The 19738-nt window shown below is 72.4% G+C and carries 19 protein-coding genes and 2 pseudogenes; 10 read left to right on the top strand and 11 right to left on the bottom strand.

Features of this window, described 5'->3' with window-relative positions:
• A pseudogene (locus tag QWU11_RS45475) lies at window positions 1-137 on the top strand (carbohydrate ABC transporter permease); the annotation flags it as partial.
• A gap of 75 nt (window positions 138-212) precedes the next feature.
• Here the strand turns inward: QWU11_RS45475 and QWU11_RS45470 are convergent.
• Entirely contained in the window at window positions 213-719 is a 507-nt protein-coding gene (locus QWU11_RS45470) for a PadR family transcriptional regulator (protein WP_290120832.1), read from the bottom strand.
• Window positions 720-985: 266 nt separating this feature from the next.
• On the opposite strand from QWU11_RS45470, the gene QWU11_RS45465 reads away from it, so the two are divergent.
• Window positions 986-1513 (top strand): ATP-binding protein, encoded by a 528-nt coding sequence (locus QWU11_RS45465; RefSeq protein ID WP_290120831.1) that lies wholly within the window; start codon window positions 986-988, stop codon window positions 1511-1513.
• 70 nt (window positions 1514-1583) lie between these two features.
• Entirely contained in the window at window positions 1584-2789 is a 1206-nt protein-coding gene (gene ugpC / locus QWU11_RS45460; protein ID WP_290120830.1) for a sn-glycerol-3-phosphate ABC transporter ATP-binding protein UgpC, read from the top strand.
• A 221-nt stretch (window positions 2790-3010) separates the two neighbouring features.
• Here ugpC and QWU11_RS45455 read toward each other — a convergent pair.
• A pseudogene (locus tag QWU11_RS45455) lies at window positions 3011-3730 on the bottom strand (LysR family transcriptional regulator); the annotation flags it as partial.
• A gap of 71 nt (window positions 3731-3801) precedes the next feature.
• Here QWU11_RS45455 and QWU11_RS45450 point away from each other — a divergent pair.
• Window positions 3802-5172 carry an FAD-binding oxidoreductase gene (locus QWU11_RS45450; protein WP_290120829.1) on the top strand — a complete coding sequence of 457 codons (1371 nt, stop codon included), beginning with the start codon at window positions 3802-3804 and terminating at the stop codon, window positions 5170-5172.
• Here the strand turns inward: QWU11_RS45450 and QWU11_RS45445 are convergent.
• Complete coding sequence (locus tag QWU11_RS45445) at window positions 5137-6612, bottom strand: ankyrin repeat domain-containing protein (RefSeq protein ID WP_290120828.1); 1476 nt, start codon at window positions 6610-6612, stop codon at window positions 5137-5139. The two genes, QWU11_RS45450 and QWU11_RS45445, sit on opposite strands and share 36 nt — an antisense overlap.
• Window positions 6613-6773: 161 nt before the next feature.
• On the opposite strand from QWU11_RS45445, the gene QWU11_RS45440 reads away from it, so the two are divergent.
• Together QWU11_RS45440 and QWU11_RS45435 are read left to right on the top strand one after the other, a co-directional pair.
• Window positions 6774-7391 (top strand): hypothetical protein, encoded by a 618-nt coding sequence (locus QWU11_RS45440; protein ID WP_290120827.1) that lies wholly within the window; start codon window positions 6774-6776, stop codon window positions 7389-7391.
• 76 nt (window positions 7392-7467) lie between these two features.
• Window positions 7468-9021 carry an NAD(P)-binding domain-containing protein gene (locus QWU11_RS45435; RefSeq protein WP_290120826.1) on the top strand — a complete coding sequence of 518 codons (1554 nt, stop codon included), beginning with the start codon at window positions 7468-7470 and terminating at the stop codon, window positions 9019-9021.
• Here QWU11_RS45435 and QWU11_RS45430 read toward each other — a convergent pair.
• The 4 genes from QWU11_RS45430 to QWU11_RS45415 form a co-directional block, all read right to left on the bottom strand.
• Complete coding sequence (locus QWU11_RS45430) at window positions 9005-9667, bottom strand: nitroreductase family protein (RefSeq protein ID WP_290120825.1); 663 nt, start codon at window positions 9665-9667, stop codon at window positions 9005-9007. The genes QWU11_RS45435 and QWU11_RS45430 overlap by 17 nt on opposite strands.
• Before the next feature lie 59 nt (window positions 9668-9726).
• Window positions 9727-10860 carry a glutamate--cysteine ligase gene (locus QWU11_RS45425; RefSeq protein WP_290120824.1) on the bottom strand — a complete coding sequence of 378 codons (1134 nt, stop codon included), beginning with the start codon at window positions 10858-10860 and terminating at the stop codon, window positions 9727-9729.
• A 92-nt stretch (window positions 10861-10952) separates the two neighbouring features.
• The gene (locus QWU11_RS45420; RefSeq protein ID WP_290120823.1) at window positions 10953-12065 is read right to left on the bottom strand and encodes a M20 family metallopeptidase; all 1113 of its coding nucleotides are present in this window, start codon (window positions 12063-12065) and stop codon (window positions 10953-10955) included.
• Window positions 12066-12292: 227 nt separating this feature from the next.
• The gene (locus QWU11_RS45415; protein WP_290120833.1) at window positions 12293-13252 is read right to left on the bottom strand and encodes an NADP-dependent oxidoreductase; all 960 of its coding nucleotides are present in this window, start codon (window positions 13250-13252) and stop codon (window positions 12293-12295) included.
• A gap of 98 nt (window positions 13253-13350) precedes the next feature.
• On the opposite strand from QWU11_RS45415, the gene QWU11_RS45410 reads away from it, so the two are divergent.
• Complete coding sequence (locus tag QWU11_RS45410; RefSeq protein WP_290120822.1) at window positions 13351-13923, top strand: TetR/AcrR family transcriptional regulator; 573 nt, start codon at window positions 13351-13353, stop codon at window positions 13921-13923.
• A 146-nt stretch (window positions 13924-14069) separates the two neighbouring features.
• Here the strand turns inward: QWU11_RS45410 and QWU11_RS45405 are convergent, their stop codons facing one another.
• On the bottom strand, window positions 14070-14411 hold the full coding sequence (locus QWU11_RS45405; RefSeq protein ID WP_290120821.1) for a hypothetical protein: 342 nt from the start codon (window positions 14409-14411) through the stop codon (window positions 14070-14072).
• Between the two features lie 314 nt (window positions 14412-14725).
• On the opposite strand from QWU11_RS45405, the gene QWU11_RS45400 reads away from it, so the two are divergent.
• Genes QWU11_RS45400 through QWU11_RS45390 form a run of 3 tightly spaced genes read left to right on the top strand, consistent with a single transcriptional unit; the run spans window position 14726 to window position 17069 of the window.
• On the top strand, window positions 14726-15919 hold the full coding sequence (locus QWU11_RS45400) for a hypothetical protein (RefSeq protein ID WP_290120820.1): 1194 nt from the start codon (window positions 14726-14728) through the stop codon (window positions 15917-15919).
• Window positions 15920-15970: 51 nt separating this feature from the next.
• Complete coding sequence (locus QWU11_RS45395) at window positions 15971-16513, top strand: GNAT family N-acetyltransferase (protein WP_290120819.1); 543 nt, start codon at window positions 15971-15973, stop codon at window positions 16511-16513.
• A gap of 46 nt (window positions 16514-16559) precedes the next feature.
• The gene (locus tag QWU11_RS45390; protein ID WP_290120818.1) at window positions 16560-17069 is read left to right on the top strand and encodes an O-acetyl-ADP-ribose deacetylase; all 510 of its coding nucleotides are present in this window, start codon (window positions 16560-16562) and stop codon (window positions 17067-17069) included.
• A 75-nt stretch (window positions 17070-17144) separates the two neighbouring features.
• Here QWU11_RS45390 and QWU11_RS45385 read toward each other — a convergent pair whose 3' ends face one another.
• The 3 genes from QWU11_RS45385 to QWU11_RS45375 all read right to left on the bottom strand — a co-directional run bounded on the left by QWU11_RS45385 (window position 17145) and on the right by QWU11_RS45375 (window position 19710).
• Window positions 17145-17849, bottom strand: coding sequence for a hypothetical protein (locus QWU11_RS45385; protein ID WP_290120817.1), 705 nt, complete (start codon window positions 17847-17849; stop codon window positions 17145-17147).
• 221 nt (window positions 17850-18070) lie between these two features.
• Window positions 18071-18913, bottom strand: coding sequence for a class I SAM-dependent methyltransferase (locus QWU11_RS45380; RefSeq protein WP_290120816.1), 843 nt, complete (start codon window positions 18911-18913; stop codon window positions 18071-18073).
• Between the two features lie 32 nt (window positions 18914-18945).
• On the bottom strand, window positions 18946-19710 hold the full coding sequence (locus tag QWU11_RS45375; RefSeq protein WP_290120815.1) for an SDR family NAD(P)-dependent oxidoreductase: 765 nt from the start codon (window positions 19708-19710) through the stop codon (window positions 18946-18948).
• Window positions 19711-19738 lie beyond the last annotated feature (28 nt).

Below are 19738 nucleotides of genomic sequence, written 5' to 3'. Positions count from 1 at the left end.
CCCAGATGCGGCAGTTCACCGGGAACATCGACATCCTGGCTCCCGGCGCGTTCTTGTCCCTGGTCGTACCCCTGGCCGTGTTCTTCGCGTTCCAGCGCTACTTCGTCCAGGGCGTCCTCGCCGGCTCCGTCAAGTAGCAGAAGCCGGAAATGTCACGCGAACCGCACTCCGGTTCGCGTGACATTTCCGGTGCAGGCCCTGGGGGCGACCGCTCAGGTGAGCTCTTCCTGGCAGCGCTCCAGCCAGTCGAGGTCGGCTTGGAGATGCAGGCGAGCGCCTTCGATGAGCAGGAGGGCGACCGTGTTGTCGCGCTCGGTGGTGGCGCTGAGGTCCGACAGGCCGCGCATGAGGTTCAAGAGATGACGCCGCTGCCTGTTGATCAGGGTCATGCGGTCGGCCGCCCCGGTCATCGGGGCGAGGGCCAGCTTGACGAAGAAGTCGTCGCGCAGCCGCGGGCCGTCGCTCTGCTCATCGACCCACGAGGCGAGAGCGTCACGGCCGGCCGGGGTGAGCTCGTAGACCTTCTTGTTCGGCCGGCTGGCCTGTGCGACGTCCTGGCTGCGGACGAGGCCGTCCTTCTCGAGCCGCCCGAGCGTCACGTAGATCTGGCCGATGTTCGGAGAGGGGTAAGCGCCTCCGAAGGTCTGTTCGAGCGCTTGCTTCAGCTCATAACCATGAGCCGGCTCTTTGGCCAGCAGCGCCAGCAACACCGGTCGCATCTACGCCCACCCCCTTTCTCCTACCTACATGTCAGCCATGTTAGGGCGCTCTGTCAAGCGCCACTGGTGCCCACAATCTCGGCATCCTCTATTGACTAGTAGATAACGTCAATATATAACAAGCATGTATACGAGTATATGCGGCCGACATGGGAGGAGTCGAGATGCGATCCATGATCGATGACCCTGTGACGTTGGGTCGCCCGAGGCGGGGGGACGGACTCCGGGATCTCCGGCGCCTGCGATCGAGCCACGGAGGTGGCCGAATGACGAACCACCAGGCACCGGCCGGGCGGCGCCGCGCGGCCGATGAGCCGCTTCCGGTGAACATCAACCCGACTCGCGACTCTCTCGACGACGACGCGCCACTCGACTGGCGGATCTCCTTCCCCGGTGTGCCCGCCATCGTGGCGGTCGCCCGCCAGCTCGTCCGCGCCACGCACGAAGACTCACCGCGGCTGGACGACCTCGAGCTCGTCACCAGCGAGCTGGTCACCAACGCCATCCGCCACACACCGAGCGGCGAGGCCGGCTCCCTGCTGACCCTTCGGATCCGCGGCGGGGCCGGCTGGGCCCGGATCGAGGTCAGCGACCTCGGCAGCACCTCCTGGGCCGAGTCGCGGACGACCGGCGAGGCGGACGAGTGCGGCCGCGGACTCGTCATCGTCAACGTGCTCGCCGACCAGGCCGGTCACGAGCCGGCGGCCGGTGGCCAGGTCTCCTGGGCCGAGATCCGCTGGCATGTTCCGCCCGACCCCGGACGCCCGTCGTCCAGCGACATCAGACCTACGTAGTAGCCCTCACACTCATCGTTCAGGGGTCGCGCCGCACGGGCCGTGACCCGCCCGAAAGGAGACCGCCGATATGACCGCGATCACGCTGAATCGGCTTGACAAGACCTACCCGGCCGGCAACAAGGCCGTTGACTCGCTGAGCCTGGACATCAAGGACGGCGAGTTCATGGTGCTCGTCGGACCGTCCGGATGCGGCAAGTCGACGGCGTTGCGGATGATGGCCGGCCTTGAGGAGATCACCGGAGGCGAGCTCCGCATCGGTGACCGCCTGATGAACCGGACGCCGGCGCGTGACCGCGACGTGGCGATGGTGTTCCAGAGCTACGCGCTCTACCCGCACCTTTCGGTCCGCCAGAACATCGGGTTCGGACTGACGCTGCGCAAGGTCCCCAAGGCGGAGATCCGCAAGCGCGTGGACGAGGTGGCCGAGATCCTCGGGCTCAACGACTACCTGGAGCGCAAGCCGCGCAACCTGTCCGGCGGTCAGCGGCAGCGTGTCGCGATGGGCCGGGCGATCGTCCGCGAGCCGCAGGCGTTCCTGATGGACGAGCCGCTGTCCAACCTCGACGCCAAGCTCCGCGTGTCCATGCGCGCCTCCCTGAGCCAGCTCCACGAGCGGCTGGGCGTCACGACCGTGTACGTGACGCACGACCAGGTCGAGGCCATGACGCTCGGCGACCGGGTCTGCGTGCTGCGGGAGGGCAAGCTCCAGCAGGTCGACACCCCGCAGAGCCTCTTCGACAACCCGGTGAACCTGTTCGTCGCCGGCTTCATCGGCTCGCCCGCGATGAACTTCGTCACGGCCAAGCTCGTACGCGAGGACGGCCCGCACGCCGTGTTCGCCGGCTCCAAGCTGCCGATCCCGGCCGAGACGCTGGCCGCCAAGCCCGGCCTGGACGACTACTTCGACCGCGAGGTCATCCTCGGCGTACGGCCCTCCGACTTCGAGGAGGCCTCGCAGGCCAGCGCCGACTGGGCGCGGATCCACGCCAAGGCGGACCTGACCGAGGAGCTCGGCAGCGAGATCAACGTCATCTTCTCGATCGACGCCCCGCCGGTGCAGCACAAGGACGCGACGGACCTGGCCCAGGACGCGACCGACGGCGACGACTCCGCGACGCTGCCGCTGTCCGCCAACCGCGCGCTGTGGACCGCTCGCGTCAACGCGCGCTCCCGCATCCAGCCCGGCCAGCAGGTCGAGCTCGCGGTCGACAACCGCAGCCTGCACTTCTTCGACCCCGAGAGCGGCCTGGCCATCGGCCACAGCGACAACTGACAGGCCCCCCGTTCCAGGGCCTGCCGGATGCGGACGCGCTTCGGCAGGCCCTGTCTCATTTCCTGAGGGCCGTACGCGCGTGCTCGGCGAACCGGCGCGCCGCCGGCCCGGCCGGTCCTCCGGCCCGCCAGGCGAACGCCAGCCGCCCCCGTACGCCCGGCCCGCAGCGCGATCGCGTGCAGCTCGGCCCGGCCGGACGTCACCGACTCCGGCAGGACGGCCACACCGAGACCCCGGCCGGCGAGCCGCGCGAGCAGACGAGGGTCGCCGGCCTCGAAGGCGAAGTGCGGCCGCAGGCCGAGCGCGGCGAAGGCGTCGTCCACGCACGTACGGATGGCGGTGCCGCGAGGAAGGCCGATGAGGGAGTGCCCGGCGAGCTCGGCCAGCGTGATCGTCTCGACGGAGGCCAGCGGGTCCTCCCGGCCGACGATCGCGACGAGAGGCTCGTCGGAGAAGACGTGGACGGCGACGTCCGGCGGGGGATCGGCGGCCAGGCCGGCGAAGGCCACGTCGAGCCGCCCGGCCCGCAGCCCGTCCAGAAGGAGCCTGGAGCCGGCCTCGGACAGCGCGATCTCCACCGCCGGATGACGGTCGTGGAAGTCGGCCAGCAGCCCGGGCAGGTCGAGGTCGTGGGTGGACATCGAGGAGACCATCCCGACCGTGACGTGCCCGCGCACGAGCCCGGTGAACTCGGCCACGGCGTCGCGGGCGCCCGACACCGCGTCCAGCGCCGCACGCGCGTACGGCAGCACCGCGGCGCCCACCTCCGTCAGCCGCACCGTACGCCCTGAGCGGTCGAGCAACTCCTCGCCGAGCTCGCGTTCGAGGCGGCGGACCTGGGCGCTGACACCGGGCTGGGCGACGTGCAGGCGGGCCGCCGCCCGCGTGAAGTTCGCCTCCTCGGCCACGGTCACGAAGTACTCAAGCTGCCGAAGCTCCATAACGAACGATGCTAGTCACCAGACTTACCTGCTCTTGGACTTATGGCCCGCACGCGACCACCGTGGACGGGATGAGCTCTGAACCGGAGATACGAGGCCCGGTGCTGCGGCCCGGCGACGACGGATACGACGAGGAGCGCGGCGGCTTCCAGACCGCGCGGCGGCATCGGCCCGCCGTGATCGCCGGTGCGACCGGGGCGGACGACGTACGCGCCGCGGTCGCCTACGCCGCCGCGCGCGGGCTCCCGGTGGCGGTGCAGGCGACCGGGCACGGGCTGTCCGTCCCGGCCGACGGCGGCGTGCTCATCAGCACGCGCCGGATGACCGGGGTCCGGGTGGACGCCGCGTCGCGCACCGCGTGGATCGAGGCCGGTACGCGCTGGGACGAGGTGGTCCGCGCGGTCACGCCGTACGGGCTGGCGCCGCTGAACGGCAGCGCCCCGCACACCGGCGCGATCGGCTACACGCTCGGCGGCGGCCTGGGACTCCTGTCCCGGCGTTACGGCTACGCCGCGGACCACGTACGGGAGATCGACGTCGTCACCGCCGACGCCCGGCTCCGGCACGTCACCGCCGAGTCGGAGCCGGACCTGTTCTGGGCGCTGCGCGGCGGGCGGGACAACTTCGGCGTGGTGACCGGGCTGCGGATCGGCCTCGTACCGGTCACCCGGCTCTACGGCGGAGGGCTGTTCTTCCCCCGAGACCTCGCCGCCGGCGCCTTGGTCGCCTTCGCCGAGTGGACCCGTGCTCTGCCGGAGGAGACGACGGCCTCGGTCGGGATGATCCCGTACCCGGACGTGCCGGGGGTCCCCGAACCGCTGCGGGGCCGCCACGTGACCCACGTCCGTGTCGCCCACCTCGGCGACGCGGCGTCGGGGGAGCGTCTCGTGGCGCCCCTGCGGGCCGTCGGGCCGCGCCTGCTCGACACGCTCGCCGAGATGCCGTACGCCGAAAGCGGCTCGATCTACAACGACCCGACGCGGCCGCACGCCTACTCCGGAAGCGCCATCACGCTGTCCGGCCTCGACGCCACGGCGGCGCGCACCGTGTTCGAGGAGGCCGGGCCGGACGCGCCGGTCCCGCGCGTGGTGGACCTGCGCCACCTGGGCGGCGCGCTCGCCCGTACACCCGAGGTCCCGAGCGCGGTCGGGCACCGGGACGCGGCCTACCTGCTGCGGGTGCTGTCCGCCGACGCCTCGGCGGAGGCACGCGCCGCGCACGAGCGGGTCTTCGCGGCGATGCGGCCGTGGGCGACCGGCGGGCGCTCCCTCAACTTCCTCTATGACGACGACCCCGCCCAGGTGCGCGAGGCGTACGAGCCGGAGGACCTCCGGCGGCTCGCCGGGCTCAAGGCGGCCTACGACCCGGCCAACGTGTTCCGCCTGAACCACAACATCGCGCCGGCTCTAGTCGGCGAGGAGCTCGGCGGACGCGTCCTGTGAGGCGCGACGGGCCCACTCCAGCGGCGTGGTCCCGAACCTGGCGTCCCGTACGCCCGGGTCCGCGCCCAGCTCCAGAAGGAGGCGGGTCAGGCCGAGGTCGCCGCGCCAGGCCGCCCAGTGCAGGGCCGTGCCGCCCGGCACGCCGAGGCGCAGCCGGGCGGCCGTGGCCGCGTCGAGCCGGGCGTCGAGGTCGAAGCCCAGCTCGGCCAGCAGCGGGACCGCGGCGGTCCGCCCGGCCTCGGCCGCCTCCACGACGAGGGCGGGGCGCTCGGCCCTCGCCCGCGCGAGGAGACCGGAGCCGGCCTCGGCCACGGCCGCCCGGTCGCCGGCCAGCCACGCCGCGACCAGCGCGTCCACGCCGGTGATCCGCGGTCCGCGCGCGCCGGCCGCCTCCAGCAGCGTCACGATCTCGGTGTGGCCGCCGCGCGCCGCCGCCTCGACCGGCGTGCGGCCGTCGGGGAGCGGAGACCGTACGTCGGCGCCGTGCGCGGCCAGCAGCCGCACCCGGCCGGCGAAACCGTGGTCGATCGCCCAGGTCAGCTGGCCGCGGACCAGCTCGGCCGGGGTGTCCAGCGCGTCGCCGAGCCGGGCCCGCCACGGCCCGCCGTCGCCCTCGCCGAGGCCGTACGCGAAGAGCAGTTCGAGATGGTCGTCGCCGGGGCGGAACATGCGGTTGTACAGAGCCTGCCCGTCGTTCGGGTCGGCACCGGCGCTCAGCAGCAGCCGGGCGAGGGCGCTTGAGTGCGGGTGCCGCGGCTGGCGGCCGGGCCCGGACTCGCCCTCGCCGAACGCTCCCGTCAGCGCCGTGAACGGCGGCGCCAGGCCCTGCCACAGGAACCCGGCGTTCGGGTCCGCGCCTGCCCGCAGCAGCAGCCGGGCGACGGCGAGCACGGGCTCCTCGCGCACCTCCGGGTCGAGCCGGGAGTAGGTGAGGTAGAGCAGCGGAGGCAGCGCGTACGGGCCGGCCTCGCGGCGGGCCAGGGACCGGTCGCCGGCGAGCAGGTCGCGCACCGCGTCGGGGTCGGACGCGGCGGCCGCCGCCCCGATGTCCCCGCGCGGCAGGTCCGGCCGCGTCGCGAGCAGCCGCCGGGCCCGCGCCCGGCGCTCCGGCGCGTCGTCGCCGTCGTAGGCGAGGCAGGCCAGGCGGCAGAACTCCTCGGCCGGGTCGGCGCGGGCCGCCGGGTCGAGGTCGCGCCGGTGGCGGGCGAGGACGTCGAGGTGCCGCTTCAGCCGGGGCCAGCTCGCGAAGCCGTGCTCGCGGGCGATGACGAGCCGGGCGAGGGAGAGCGGGAACGCGCCGGGGGAGACCTCGGCGGAGTGCCGCGCGGCGACGCGTCCGAGGGCGGCGGCGTCGCCCGCGCGCACGGCGCGCTGAAGCGCGCGCGCCCGGTCACGGAGACCGTCCAGGCGGGCGTCGGCGGGGAGTCTGATGGTCGGCACGGCGACCTCCCTTCTCGTGCCTGCCGTCCGCTTCGTCAGGCTGAAAGGAGGCGTGGGCCCATGGGTATCGCAGCGCAGGTGGGTTTCGCCCTTTCCGCGGACCGGAGGCGCCCTGAGCGCCGTGACCAGGCTACTCCGGACCGGCCGGATAGGGTGCGGACGTGCTGGTGGAACGCAACGGCGTCGGCCCGATCGTGGCCCGTGACGCACGAGTCGCCGAGTCGGCGCAGATCATCGGCAATGTGCTGATCGGCGAGGGCTGCGTCATCGGCTACGGCGCGGTGATCGAGAGCTCCGGTCCCGAGGTGCGGCTCGACGTGGGCGTCGTCGTGATGTCCGGCGCCGTGGTGCGCTCGTCCGGCGGCCTCCACCGGCCCGCCTTCCCCGTGCGCGTCGGCGCCGAGACCCTGGTCGGCCCGCTGTCGGTGCTCGAGGGCTGCCTGATCGGGGACGCGTGCCACGTGGGCGCCGGCGTCCTGGTCCTGCCGGGCGCGGTGACCGGGGAGGGCACACGGCTCGGCGCGGGCGGCGTCGTCCACGGGGGCACGCGGCTGCCGCCGGCGAGCCGGGTCGGGCCGCACCACTACGCGGTCCCCGGCGAGGACGGCGGAGCCGTCATCACGGCGGACGTCGAGGAGGCGCGGCGGCACCTGTCCGGCGCGGACCCGTCCGGCGACGGCCTCGACGGCGACGGGCGGGCCGACCTCGCCGCGCTGCACCGCCGTACGACCGCGATCCTGCGCGCCGAGGCGGCCGGCTGGACCGACCGGGTGCTGTGACCGGCGTACGGGACAAACCCGATATCCGCCGGTAGTTTCGGAGTCGCGGTGACCCCGGAGCAAGGCGGAGGCGGACGTGTCGGAGCCAGCGGATCTGGATGCCGAGCGGCGGCAGTACATCGTCATCGGGGCCGGCCCGGCCGGGCTGCAGCTGAGCCACTACCTACGGCGCGCGGGCGCCGACCACGTGACGCTGGAGCGCGATGACGGCCCCGGAGGCTTCTTCCGGCGTTATCCGCGGCACCGCCGGCTGATCTCGCTCAACAAGGTCCACACCACCAGCGACGATCCGGAGATCAAGCTGCGCTGGGACTGGAACTCCCTGCTCAGCGACGCCGGCGGGCCGAAGTTCCCCGAGTACAGCCGCGACTACTTCCCCCATGCCGACGACCTCGTGCGCTACCTGACCGACTTCGAGAAACGGCACGGTCTCGGGGTACGGTACGGCTGCACGGTGCAGCGGATCGAGCGGGACGGTGACGGGTTCCTCGTTCGGACCAGCAGGGGCGACCTGCGCGGACGGTGCGTCGTGGTGGCGACCGGCTGGGGCGCGCCCTACACCCCGCCGATCAAGGGGATCGAGTACGCCACCGGGTACGAGGACATGGACGTGGACCCCGAGGCGTACGCCGGCAAGCGGGTGCTCATCGTCGGCAAGGGCAACTCCGCGTTCGAGACCGCGGCCTCGATGCTCGGCCACGCGGCCATGGTGCACCTGGCCAGCCGCCGGCCGCTGCGGCTCGCCTGGAACACCAAGCACCCCGGCGACGTGCGCGCCCACCACGGCGCGGTGCTCGACAGCTACCAGTTCAAGACGCTGCACTCGGTCCTCGACTGCACCATCGACGAGATCCGCCCGGTCGACGGCCGCTTCGAGGTGGACATCACCTACACCCACGCCGAGGACGAGCGCGCCACGCTGGAGTACGAGTCGGTGCTCCGCTGCACCGGATTCCGCGTCGACACCTCCGTCTTCGCCCCGGACTGCCGCCCGCGGCTCGTCCGCGACGACCGGATGCCGGAGCTGGGCCCCGACTGGCAGTCCACCGACGTCGACGGGCTGTACTTCGCCGGCACCATCGCCCAGGACCGCGACTTCAAGCGGGCGTCGTCGGCGTTCATCGACGGGTTCCGCTACAACCTGCGCACCCTCACCACGCTGCTGCGCGAGCGCTACGACGGCGTCCCGCTCTCCTCCACCGAGGTGGCGGCCGACCCCGATGCCCTGACCTCGCTGATCCTGGACCGGGTGAACTGGAGCTCGGCCCTCTGGACGCAGTTCGAGTTCCTGTGCGACGTGCTGGTCGCCGACGAGGCGACCGGGCGGATGCGCCACTACGAGGACCTGCCCGAGGAGTACGCGGTGTCCCGGTTCGGCGACTGCTACACGGTCGCCCTGCGCTGGGGACGCGATGAGTACGCCGACGTCTTCGCCATCGAGCGGCATCCCGAGCCCGGCCGCGCCGCCGAGAGCGCCTTCATCCATCCGGTCATCCGGCGCTACTCCGGCGGGCGGCTCGTCGCCGAGCGGCACCTGCTGGAGGACCTGCTCGCCGAGTGGCGTCGCCCCGACCGGCACGTCGCGCCGCTGCGGGCGTTCCTCGCCGAGTCGCTCAGCACCGGATCATGATGTCGTTCAGCGGCTTGCGGTCCAGGTCGGGGACACGTGCGCCGGAGGCCGGATAGCCGACCGGCATCACGAGGTAGGGCCGCTCCTCCCGCGGGCGGTCGCACACCTCGTTGAGGAAGCGCATCGGGCTGGGCGTGTGCGGCAGCGTCACCAGCCCCGCGTGGTGGAGCGCGGCGATGAGCAGGCCGACGGCGATGCCCACCGACTCCTTGACGTAATACGGCTTGGGGCTGTTCGGGCCCTGGTGCACCTCGAAGACCACGATCACCGCGGGCGCGGTCTCCAGGAACGGCTTCTGCCAGTCGGTGCCGATCGGGGCGAGCGCCTCCAGCCAGTCCTCTGTCGCGCGGCGGTCGTAGAACTCCCGCTCCTCGGCCTCGGCGGCCAGCCGCAGCCGCCGCTTGCGCTGCGGGCTCGTCACGACCACGAACCGCCATGGCTGGACGTTCGCTCCGCTCGGCGCGCTCGCGGCGGCGCTGACGGCCGCCTCGATGACGCTGTCCGGCACGGGGTCGGCCGAGAAGTCCCGTACGGACCTGCGGGTGCCCATCAGGTGGGTGAAGGTCCACACGGCCCGTACGGCGTCGGCCGACGGCAGCCGGCTGTGCTTCAGCGGAACGGTGGGGGGCGAAGCGGCCTGGGTCAACGGGAACGCCTCCGATCGGGGTGAGCGTTTCCAGGATCACCCAGCCGCCCGCGCCGCCCTTACTGTGACGTGCTCTCTTGGGGTACGGCGGGCGCCGTGTGCGCGACGACGTGGTCGACCACGCCGGCGAGGCCACCCTGGCGCTCCCGTGCCCGGCGCTGCCGCGTCGCCCCGTCCCCGTCCTCGACCAGGCCGTCCAGCCAGGCGGCCACCCGTCCGGCGTCGCCGCCGAGCGCGGGCCGTACGGTCTCCAGCAGGCGCCGGGCGAGCGTGGCCGACGGCGCGGGCCGCCCGGTCCGCGGGTCGATGCCGTCGCCGCCGAGCCCGTCGCGCGCCGCGCGCCAGTAGGCGAGCCGCATCGTCTCCGGCGACACGACCGGCCCGCGGTCGCCCGCGTCGACCAGTGGCAGCACGGTCACCACCAGCGCGCGTACGAGGGCCGCAAGGAGCGCCGACTCCTCGGCGGTGATCGGCATGTCGGCCACCCTCACCTCCAGCGTGGGCAGGCGCGACGACGGCCGGATGTCCCAGAAGACGGTGCCGACGTCGACGATGGCGCCGGCCGCCTCGAAGGAGGCGATGAGCTCCTCGTAGTGCGCCTCGGAGGTGAAGTACGGCGGCGGTCCCGCCACCGGCCAGCGCTGCCACAGCAGGGTCCGCCAGCTCGCGTACCCGGTGTCGCGCTCGTCCCAGTACGGCGAGGTGGCCGTGAGCGCGATCAGCGTGGGCAGGTAGGGGCGCAGATGGTTGCTCACCATCAGCGCGCGCTCGCGCTCGGGCACCTCGACGTGGACGTGCACGGCGTTCATGCCCAGCTCGTGGTGCAGGCCGCGGAAGGTCGCGTTGCCGAGGTCCTGCCGGGGGCCCTGCGTGATCGGCGAGGGGATCATCGGGCCGAGCACGGGCGTGCCGCCGCCGGCGATCCGCAGCCCCTCCTCGGCGGCCGCGGCGGCGAGGAGCGTACGGGCCTCGCGGAGCTGGTCGTGCAGGTCGTCGAGCGTGTGACAGGGCCGGGTCCGGGTCTCGACCTGCATCTCGGTGATCTCACCGCCCACGCGGTCGCCGAGTAACGGCCCGGCCCGGCGGATCACGGCGCCGGCCCGCGGCACCGTGTGGCGGGTCGTGGCGTCCACGACCCAGAACTCCTCTTCCACCCCGAACCGGGGCCGGTCCGGGGCGTGCTCAGGCGTCATTTCGGGGGCACCTCGGGGTCGCGCGCGAAGGCCGTGGTCACGGCTCCCGGCAACCCTAAGCGGGGCGGACGCCTACCGCGAGAGGGCTTCGATCACGCGACCAGGCGTTCCATGAGCGCCGCCAGCAGCGCGGAACGCTCGGGCATGCACGTGACCTCGATGTACTCGCTCCGGGCGTGCGAACCGCCGCCGACCGACCCGAGCCCGTCGAGCGTCGGCACGCCGAGCGCGCCGGTGAAGTTGGCGTCGGAGGCCCCGGGCGCGTGCGCGCCGTCCGGCGGGGGCATGCCGATGTCCTCGGCCGCCGCGCGCGCCACGCGGAGCAGGGGGAGCGCGACCTCGGGCGTCAGCGGATAGCGGTTGACGCCGCCGCCCAGGGTCAGCGTCGCCTCCGGGAGCCGCGGGGCCAGCGCGCGGATCCGCCGGTCCACCCGGTCCAGCTCGTCGCGGGTCCAGGACCGTACGTCCACGCAGACCGTCGCGGACTCGGGCACGGTGTTGGTCGTGGTGCCGCCCGACACCACGGTCGGCGTGACGCTCGTGCCCTCGTCGGGCGCCGCCAGATCCCGTACGGCCAGCACCTGGTGGGCCACCTCGACGGTGGCGTTGACGCCGCGGTGGGGCTCGACACCGGCGTGGGCGGCGCGGCCCTGGGCGGTGAGGCGGTACATCGACCCGCCCTTGCGCGCGACCTTCAGCTCGCCCTCGGGCGTGCTCGGCTCACAGACCAGGACGGCGCCCGAGCGGCGGGCCTCGCGCTCGATGATGGGCCGGGAGGTGCCCGAGCCGGTCTCCTCGTCGCAGGTGAGCAGCACGCCCACCCGCGAGGTGTCCCTCATCATGGCGAGGGCGGCGAGCATCTGCACGATGCCGCCCTTCATGTCGCAGACGCCGGGCCCGGTCGCGGTGCCGCCGCTGACGGTGAAGGGCCAGTCCTCGATCGAGCCGGACGGCCAGACCGTGTCGAAGTGGCCGAGCAGCAGCACGTCCTGCTCCGGCGCCGACCACAGCAGGTGCGGCAGGCCCTCGCGCATGACGCGGCTCGCGGGCCGGCCGAGCACGCGCTCGCCCCATTCCGCCAGCAGGTCGGCGCACGCGGCCAGCTCCGGCAGCGAACCGGGCGGTGACTCGCATGACACGAGCTCGGCGAGCCGTTCGGTCAACTCCGCGACGGACGGCCGCCGCTCTGTCGCCGGTCCCGGCATGTCCCTACCCCCACGAGGAGACGCTGATGTGATCAGTATCGACCGGGCGGCCGCGGCGGGCGTATCCGGGAATGCGCGCTCGGCGGAACGAGGATCGGCCGTGCGCGCGGCCTGCCGGGACCGGCCACCGCGGCCCACCGGCCGCGACACCGGCGCCGCCACCGAGCACCGGCCGCTTGACACCCCGTGCGCGCGAGAACCCCCAAGGCCGACTCAGCGGGCGAGAGCTAGAGGTCGATGACGACCTTGCCGTGCACGTGCCGGCCGGCTTGAAGCTCGACCGCGGCGCGGATCTGCTCGACCGGGAAGCTCGCCGCGATGGGCACATGGAGCCGGCCCGCCGCGACCAGGCGGGCGATCTCCTCGATGGCGCCGGGGGCGGCGTTGGCGCCGTTCGCCGGGGTGATTCCGTCGACCTGTGCGGCGATGGTGGTGATGCGCTCGTCCGGAACGCCGAGTTCTCGTGCCGCCTGCGCCGTCTCCGTCCCGTACAGGTCGATGGCGGCGGTGACGCCGGCGGGAGCCAGGGCACGGAGCCGGCCGGCCAGGCCGTCGCCGTAGGCGACCGGCTCGGCTCCGAGGGCACGCAGGGCGTCGGCCGACGTCGCCGATCCCGTCCCGATCACTCGCGCGCCCTCGATGCGGGCGAGTTGCACGGCGAACACGCCGACCCCGCCTCCCGCGCCGCCGATGAGCAGCGTGTCGCCCAGGCGGGGTTCGACAACGGCGAGCGCGGCGGCGGCCGTGCACCCGCCTATGGCGAGGACCGCGGCGATGCGGTCGTCGACGCCGTCGGGGGTGTGGTGCGCGTCGCCGCCCGCCGCGATGGTCCCTGCCACGTCTATCACCACGTGGTCGGCGACCGCACGGGAGAGGGCGCCGCCGAACACCCGGTCGCCGGCCGCGAACTCGGTCACGCCGTCACCGACCTGGTCCACGACCCCGGCATAGTCGGTTCCGAACCCGGACGGCAGGCTCAAACCGAATCGGGCGGCGGTCTCCGCGTCGGAGGTCATGAACCAGTCCATCGGGTTCAGCCCGGCCGCGGTGACCCGCACGCGGATCTGCCCCGGGCCGGCCTGCGGTGCGGGTACCTCGCGGAGGTCCAGGACCTCGGGGCCGCCGAATGACGCGAGCCGGACCGCCCGGCTCGTGGTCGCCGACGTGTCGGCGCTCGGTTGTCCCATGCTCACGTGCTCTCCTTGGGCGGCGGATGAAGGCAACGAGAAACGGACTATGCTCCGTTTATAGGGAGCACCGTACCCCAACCGGAGCGTGATCCGTTTTGACAGAGCCGGAGACTCGCGTACCGCGAGCGGACGCGGCTCGCAACCGCGCCCAGCTCCTCGATGCCGCGACCCGCGTGTTCGTGTCCGCCGACACCGAACCGTCGATGCGCGCGATCGCCCGCGAGGCAGGGGTCGGCATCGCCACGCTCTACCGGCACTTCCCCACCCGCGAGTCCCTCGTCGACGCGGTCTACCGCGATCAGGTCGCGCGGCTCACCGACGGCTCCCGCGAGCTCCTCGCCCGGCTTCCCCCGCCCGCGGCGCTACGACGCTGGATGGAGCTGTTCGGGGACTGGATCGCGACCAAGAACGGCATGCTCGACACGCTGCTCGCGATGATCGAATCGGGTGAGATCGCCCATGCTCGGACCCAGGCCGAGCTGCTCACGGCCATCGACGAAATCCTCAACGCCGGCCGTGCGACGGGCGAACTCCGCCCCGACGTCACCGCCGAGGACCTCGCCGCCGGCCTCATCGGCATCTTCACCGTGGCCCGCCCGCCCGAACACGACGCCAGGGCGAACCGCCTGCTGAACATCCTGATGGACGGCCTCCGCGCCACACCGTGAACCGCCCATGCGCCGCGTTCAAGGCACGAACGCGCGTACCCCTCCCCGGCCGCCCGCGCCGGCAGCGGCGCCACCGGGTCCTGAGTGACAACGGCGTCCTGCCGTCGGCGACACTCGCCTACCTGGCGCGGGACGAGGGTGTGCGCTCAGGCGGTGGGGGTGGTCACGGCGGCATCGGCAGCGAGTTCGCCGCCGGCCGGTTCGTCGCCGGCGTGCTCGGCGACGAACTCCTCGCCGAGCACATCCTTGGCCACCCGCAGATGATCCAGCTCGACCTCGCCGTGTTCGGCGACATGGCCATCGAGGGCCTTCAGGATGCGCTCCACCGTGTCGTGGTCGTGGCCCAGACGCTGCTCGGCGTAGACGGCCACGCCCAGCTTGAGCAGCAGCCTCTGCGCGTGCCGATGCTCGTTCCACTCCTCGACGGCCTCCACGCCGGCATCAAGGCCCTTCTCGCTGATCTCGAATGCCTTGGTTATGAAGCTCATACCGCACCTTTTTCTCGCTTGTTGTCCGTGCCGCCGGACAGATGATCAAGATCTGCGCGGTGAGATCATAGGGCTCCCGAGCCCCACCGTTCGACGCAGTGGTACAGGCTCACCGGAGCCGCGGTTCCCTCCCAGGAGCGAGCCGCAGACCTTTGCCCGGGTGCGGTCTTCGCCTCGGTTCGTTCCGTGTCAAGCAATCAACGGTCACGTCACCGGCTCGGCATCACTCCTGTCCTCGACATTGGTGGAGGTAGCCCGACCCGTTTTGATCCGGCCGGAATCGGCCGATCGGCCGATCGGCCTAAGGAGCGTTCATGAACCTCAAGCATCCGACGGCCGCCCGGATATCGTCTCGCGCCGTCGCGGCCGGTGTCCTTGCGCTCACCGTGACCTGGACGGCGCCCTCAGACTCGACGAGAGCGGCGGCCCAGGTCAAAGTGGGCTGCATCTCCACACCAGGTGAGTACCTGACCGCATGGAACAACCGGCAGGTTCGATGCGTCTCGCCCTTTCTCTTCGCCACGACACACCCTCGCGGCAGCACGACGATCTATCCCAGCGGCTTCTGGTACGCCTGGGCGGTCTCCAACACCAATCTCGAGCGCTACCTGGTCTTGCGCAGGATCTACGGTGACGATCCACCGAAGGTCGGCATCGGGATCCTGTCCTATGTCGGGTTTCCGGGCCTTGAAAACTACGACGACCCGACGGACCTCGCGGTCTACACCCTGCCTCCGGGTACCCAGGTCCAGGTGCCGAGCTTCGAGACGTGGTTCCGCATCCTCGACCAGGAGTTCGGCGACACCGGGGCGTATCCGCTCGCGGCCCAGATCGACCTCGTCCTCGCGTACTCCCGGCTCCGCCCGAACGAAGACGTCGTCGGCGCGTTCCAGACGGTGACCGGCTGCAGGCGGGCCGCGCTGCTCAGAGGGCAGGACCTGTCGCCGAAGATCGGCTGTAACAGGTCCTTTCTCGGCGCGATCGCGGCCGCCGGCCCTTCCCCGTACACCACCGGCGAGTCGAAGTCGTGCTTCCAGAACTTCGCCTCGAACTACCCGGGACCCAGGAACGCGGCCGCGCTGCGCGGAGTGTTGTACCAGTGTCAGGACGTCGGATTCCTCAACACCGGAGTCGGGCTCGGGTACAACACCTACGCGAACCCGTTCGTCTGCAAGCCCGCCGCCGAGCAGACGGTCCGGCAGAGATACACCGGCAGAGAGTTCATCCTCCCGAACATGGCGTTCAACGACCTCCCGAGCCATGTGAACATCGAGCTGGACCTCGGAGAGCCGTTCGAGCGAGGCTTTCTGTACTCGGGCTACTGCCGGATCGGCCATGGCGGCGGGTCTGCGTCCGGTTCCGCCCCTGGCTCAGGGGGAGCGGCATCCGTCCAGGGCAATGCTCAGGACATGTCGATCGGGGTCGGGCGGCGTACCTCCGCGAGCGATCGACATGTGCCGCGCGCGGTACCGAGACGGCGCAGCAGCGGTGGGAAGCACCGGCCGTGAAGGCGGTGATGTTTGAATGACAGCCGGATGAGGCCGCACGCAGGAGGGGTCATGGCACTGACGAGTCGTCTCGCTCGCCGCGAGGACGTACCCACGCTCCTGCCCTTGATCGCCGCCGCCATCGAGGAGTTGCAGAAGGGGTTTCTCGACGCCGCCCAGATCGAGTCGAGCCGGTCGATCATGGGCATCGACGGCCAGCTCATCGACGACGGGACCTACTTCGTCGTCGAACTGGACGGGCAGGTGGCCGGATGCGGAGGCTGGAGCCGCCGGGCGACGCTGTACGGGGGCGATCACTCCAGCGGTCGAGACCCGGCGCTTCTGGATCCCCGTAAGGACCCGGCCAAGGTGCGGGCGATGTACACCCACCCGAGCTTCGCCCGCCGGGGCGTCGGCCGGCTGATCCTCGCCCGGTGCGAAGCCGCCGCCGCGGCCGAAGGGTTCGCCTCGCTCGAGCTCATGGCCACCCTGTCGGGCCGGGCGCTCTATGAGGCTGTCGGATTCGTGCCGATCGAGCATGTCGAGGATCCCACCGGCGGCACACCCGTTCCACTGGTCCGGATGCGTAAGCCGATCCTTGCGGCGGCCTCCTGATGTGATCGGATGCGGAGGTGATATCCGCTCGCTCGGGGAAGGTCACATGCGCATCACGCTCGTACAGGGGGACATCACCCGCGAAGAGGCCGACGCGATCGTCAACGCGGCCAACTCCTCGCTTCTCGGCGGGGGCGGTGTGGACGGGGCGATCCACCGCCGGGGCGGGCCGGAGATCCTCCAGGAGTGCCGCGGGCTGCGCGCCTCGCGGTACGGCAAGGGCCTGCCGACCGGTCAGGCCGTGGCCACGACGGCGGGCCGGCTGCCGGCGCGCTGGGTGATCCACACGGTCGGCCCGGTCTACGCCAAGTCCGAGGACCGCTCGGAACTGCTCGCCTCCTGTTACCGGGAGTCGCTCCGGGTCGCGGCCGAACTCGGCGCGGCGACCGTCGCCTTCCCCGCCGTCTCGGCGGGCGTCTACGGCTGGCCGCTCGACGACGCCGCGCGCATCGCGGTCCGCACCGTACGGGAGACGGAGGTTCCCGTGGAGGAGGCGCGGTTCGTCCTGTTCACCCCGGACGTCGTCGAGGCGTTCGAGCGGGCGCTGGACGGCTGAGAACCCGGCGCGGACGGCTCCGCGCCGGGCCCTCTGGCGGGGACGCCCCATGGCATCGGCGCCCCCGCCCCCGGCTTAGGCCCCCATGACGTGCGGGGTACGGGAACGGCGCATCATCGGCAGGTGCTCACGGACGAGCAGTCCGCTCGCCGCCAGGATCCACAGCCCCAGCAGCACCATCGGGATGTAGGTCGGGATCCAGCCGCCCGGCGCCCACGCCCCCTTGGTCGCCCACACCGTGAAGGCGGACACGAGCGAGACCAGCGCGACGATGCCGGCGAAGTAGGCCATCCACATCGGGAAGACGTGGGTGCGCATGATGGCCAGCGCGACCGCCGCCAGCGGCAGTGCCATCGCGATTCCGGCGATGGTGGCCATGACCGTCGAGGTGCTGTACGGCACGGCGGCCAGGATCAGCAGGCCGGCATGCACGGTCAGCGCGTACGTCGCGGCGCCGAACATCGAAATGGCGATGAAGGCGAGCGCGGAGACGAGGGTGAAGCCCGCGAGCACGACCGAGGGCGCGTCACTGGTGTCGTCCGCGCGACGGAAGGCGGTGGCCAGCGTCGCGCCGAACCACAGGAACAGCGCGATCGCGATGGAGTAGAGGATGACCGCCAGCAGGATCCTGCCCCGGTTGTCGTTCAGGTACGAGGCGATCACACCCATCGTGTCGGTGCTCCGGGGTGCGCCGCCCATGACGATGCGCGCGACGATCGCCAGGACAACGGCGCCGATGCCGGCCAGGCCACCCCACCGCATCTCGTGGCCTTCACGCATGAGAACCATCTCCTCAGAAGTGCCGAGTCGGTAGTTCCACCGTTGACCGGCTTCGGGGACGGCTTCCATGGCCGAAAGTCCTGACTTCCGGCATCCGAATGGCGGCGGCGTCACGCCTGGTCAAGCCCTGGTCGCTGCCGGCCCTGACGGAATGGTCAACGTTGCCCGACTGCGTACAGGGGCCACCGGGCGTACGGCACGGCGCGGGCTCTGACGCCGGGTCAGGCTCGGGCGGCGCCGTGGTCAGGGCCGACGGCGGACCAGGGGAGCGTGACCTCGCCGAGCCGCCAGCGGGCGCGCCCGCCGAGCGGCGCCCTGGTGTGGACCGGATGGTCGCGGGCGAGCAGCTCGACCGCGCCGATCCAGCGCTGACGGGGGCCGAACACCGACCGCGGCGCGGCGGTCGCCCACGCGCGGTCGAACGAGGAGAGCAGGTCGTGGACGCGCTCGCCCGGCACGTTGCGGTGGATGAGGGTCTTGGGCAGGCGCTCGGCCAGCGTGGAGGGGCGCGGCAGCGACGCCACGTGCGCCGCGAAGGTGATGGTCCGGGGTACGGCCACGGCGCGGCCGGGCCGCCGCACCGCGCCCTGCCGTTGCAGCGCCACCCAGACGGCCCGCCGCCCGATCTCGCCGCAGGTGCCCTCCACGAGGACGCCGTCCGGGGCCAGCCGCGCGCACAGGCGGTCCCAGGCCGCCCACGCCTCCGCCTCCTCGTACTGGCGCAGCACGTTGAACGCCCGGATCAGCGCCGGAGGCCGCCCGACCGGCAGCTCGAAGCCGCCGAGCCGGAAGTCGAGTCCCTCGCGCCGGTGCGGCCGCGCCGCGGCGACGCGGGCCGGGTCGATCTCGATCCCGACGACGTCCACCCGGGGATGGACCGTACGCAGCCGCGTGAAGAGCTCCGCGGTGGTGACCGGCGAGGCGCCGTAGCCCAGGTCGACGACCAGCGGCCGGTCGTGCCGCCGCAGCAGCGGGCCGTAGACGCCGGTGATCCAGCGGTCGACGCGGCGCAGCCGGTTGGGCGCCGTCGTCCCACGTGTGAGGGTCCCTTCGGGGCGGGGCATGCGCACAAGTGTGCTACGCCCGCGGCCCTGGCTCAGACGCGGTGGACCTTGTGCGCGGCGGCCTGCGCGCGCGGCTTGACGTCGATGCGGTCGATGTTGACGTGCGCGGGCCGGGTCACCGCCCAGGCGACGCAGTCCGCGACGTCGTCGGCGACGAGCGGCTCGGCCACGCCCTCGTAGGTCTTGGCCGCCTTGTCCGCGTCGCCCTTGAACCGTACGAGCGCGAACTCCTCGGTGGCCACCATGCCGGGCGCGACCTCGGTCACGCGTACGGGCCGGTCGTACAGCTCCAGGCGGAGGGTGTCGTTGACGGCCGCGGCGGCGTGCTTGGCGGCCGTGTAGCCGGCGCCGCCCTCGTACACGGCGTGGCCGGCCAGCGAGGTGATGTTGACGATGTGCCCCGCGCCGCTGGCGATGAGCTTGGGCAGCAGCGCCTTGGTGGTGCGCATCAGGCCGAGCACGTTGGTGTCGTACATGCGCCGCCAGTCATCGGCGTCGGCGGAGACGACCGGGTCCAGGCCGAACGCTCCGCCCGCGTTGTTGACCAGCACGTGGCACTGCCGCACCGCCTCGGCGAAGGCGTCGACGGACTCCTGGGAGGTCACGTCGAGAACGACGACCGCCGCGCCGCCGCGCCGGCCCGCCGGATCGGCGGCCTCGATCTCGGCCGCGAGCTCTTCCAGGCGGTCCTTGCGCCGCGCGGCCAGGACGACGTCGAACCCCTCGGCGGCCAGCCGGCGCGCGGTCGCCGCGCCGATGCCACTGCTTGCCCCGGTCACCACAGCTGTCTTCCGCACGAGATCCATCTTCTCAGCCGCCCGGGGC

Source organism: Actinomadura sp. DC4 (genome assembly GCF_030406325.1).
In the GTDB taxonomy this organism is placed as follows: domain Bacteria; phylum Actinomycetota; class Actinomycetes; order Streptosporangiales; family Streptosporangiaceae; genus Actinoallomurus.
This window is presented reverse-complemented; position numbering and strand designations above follow the sequence as displayed.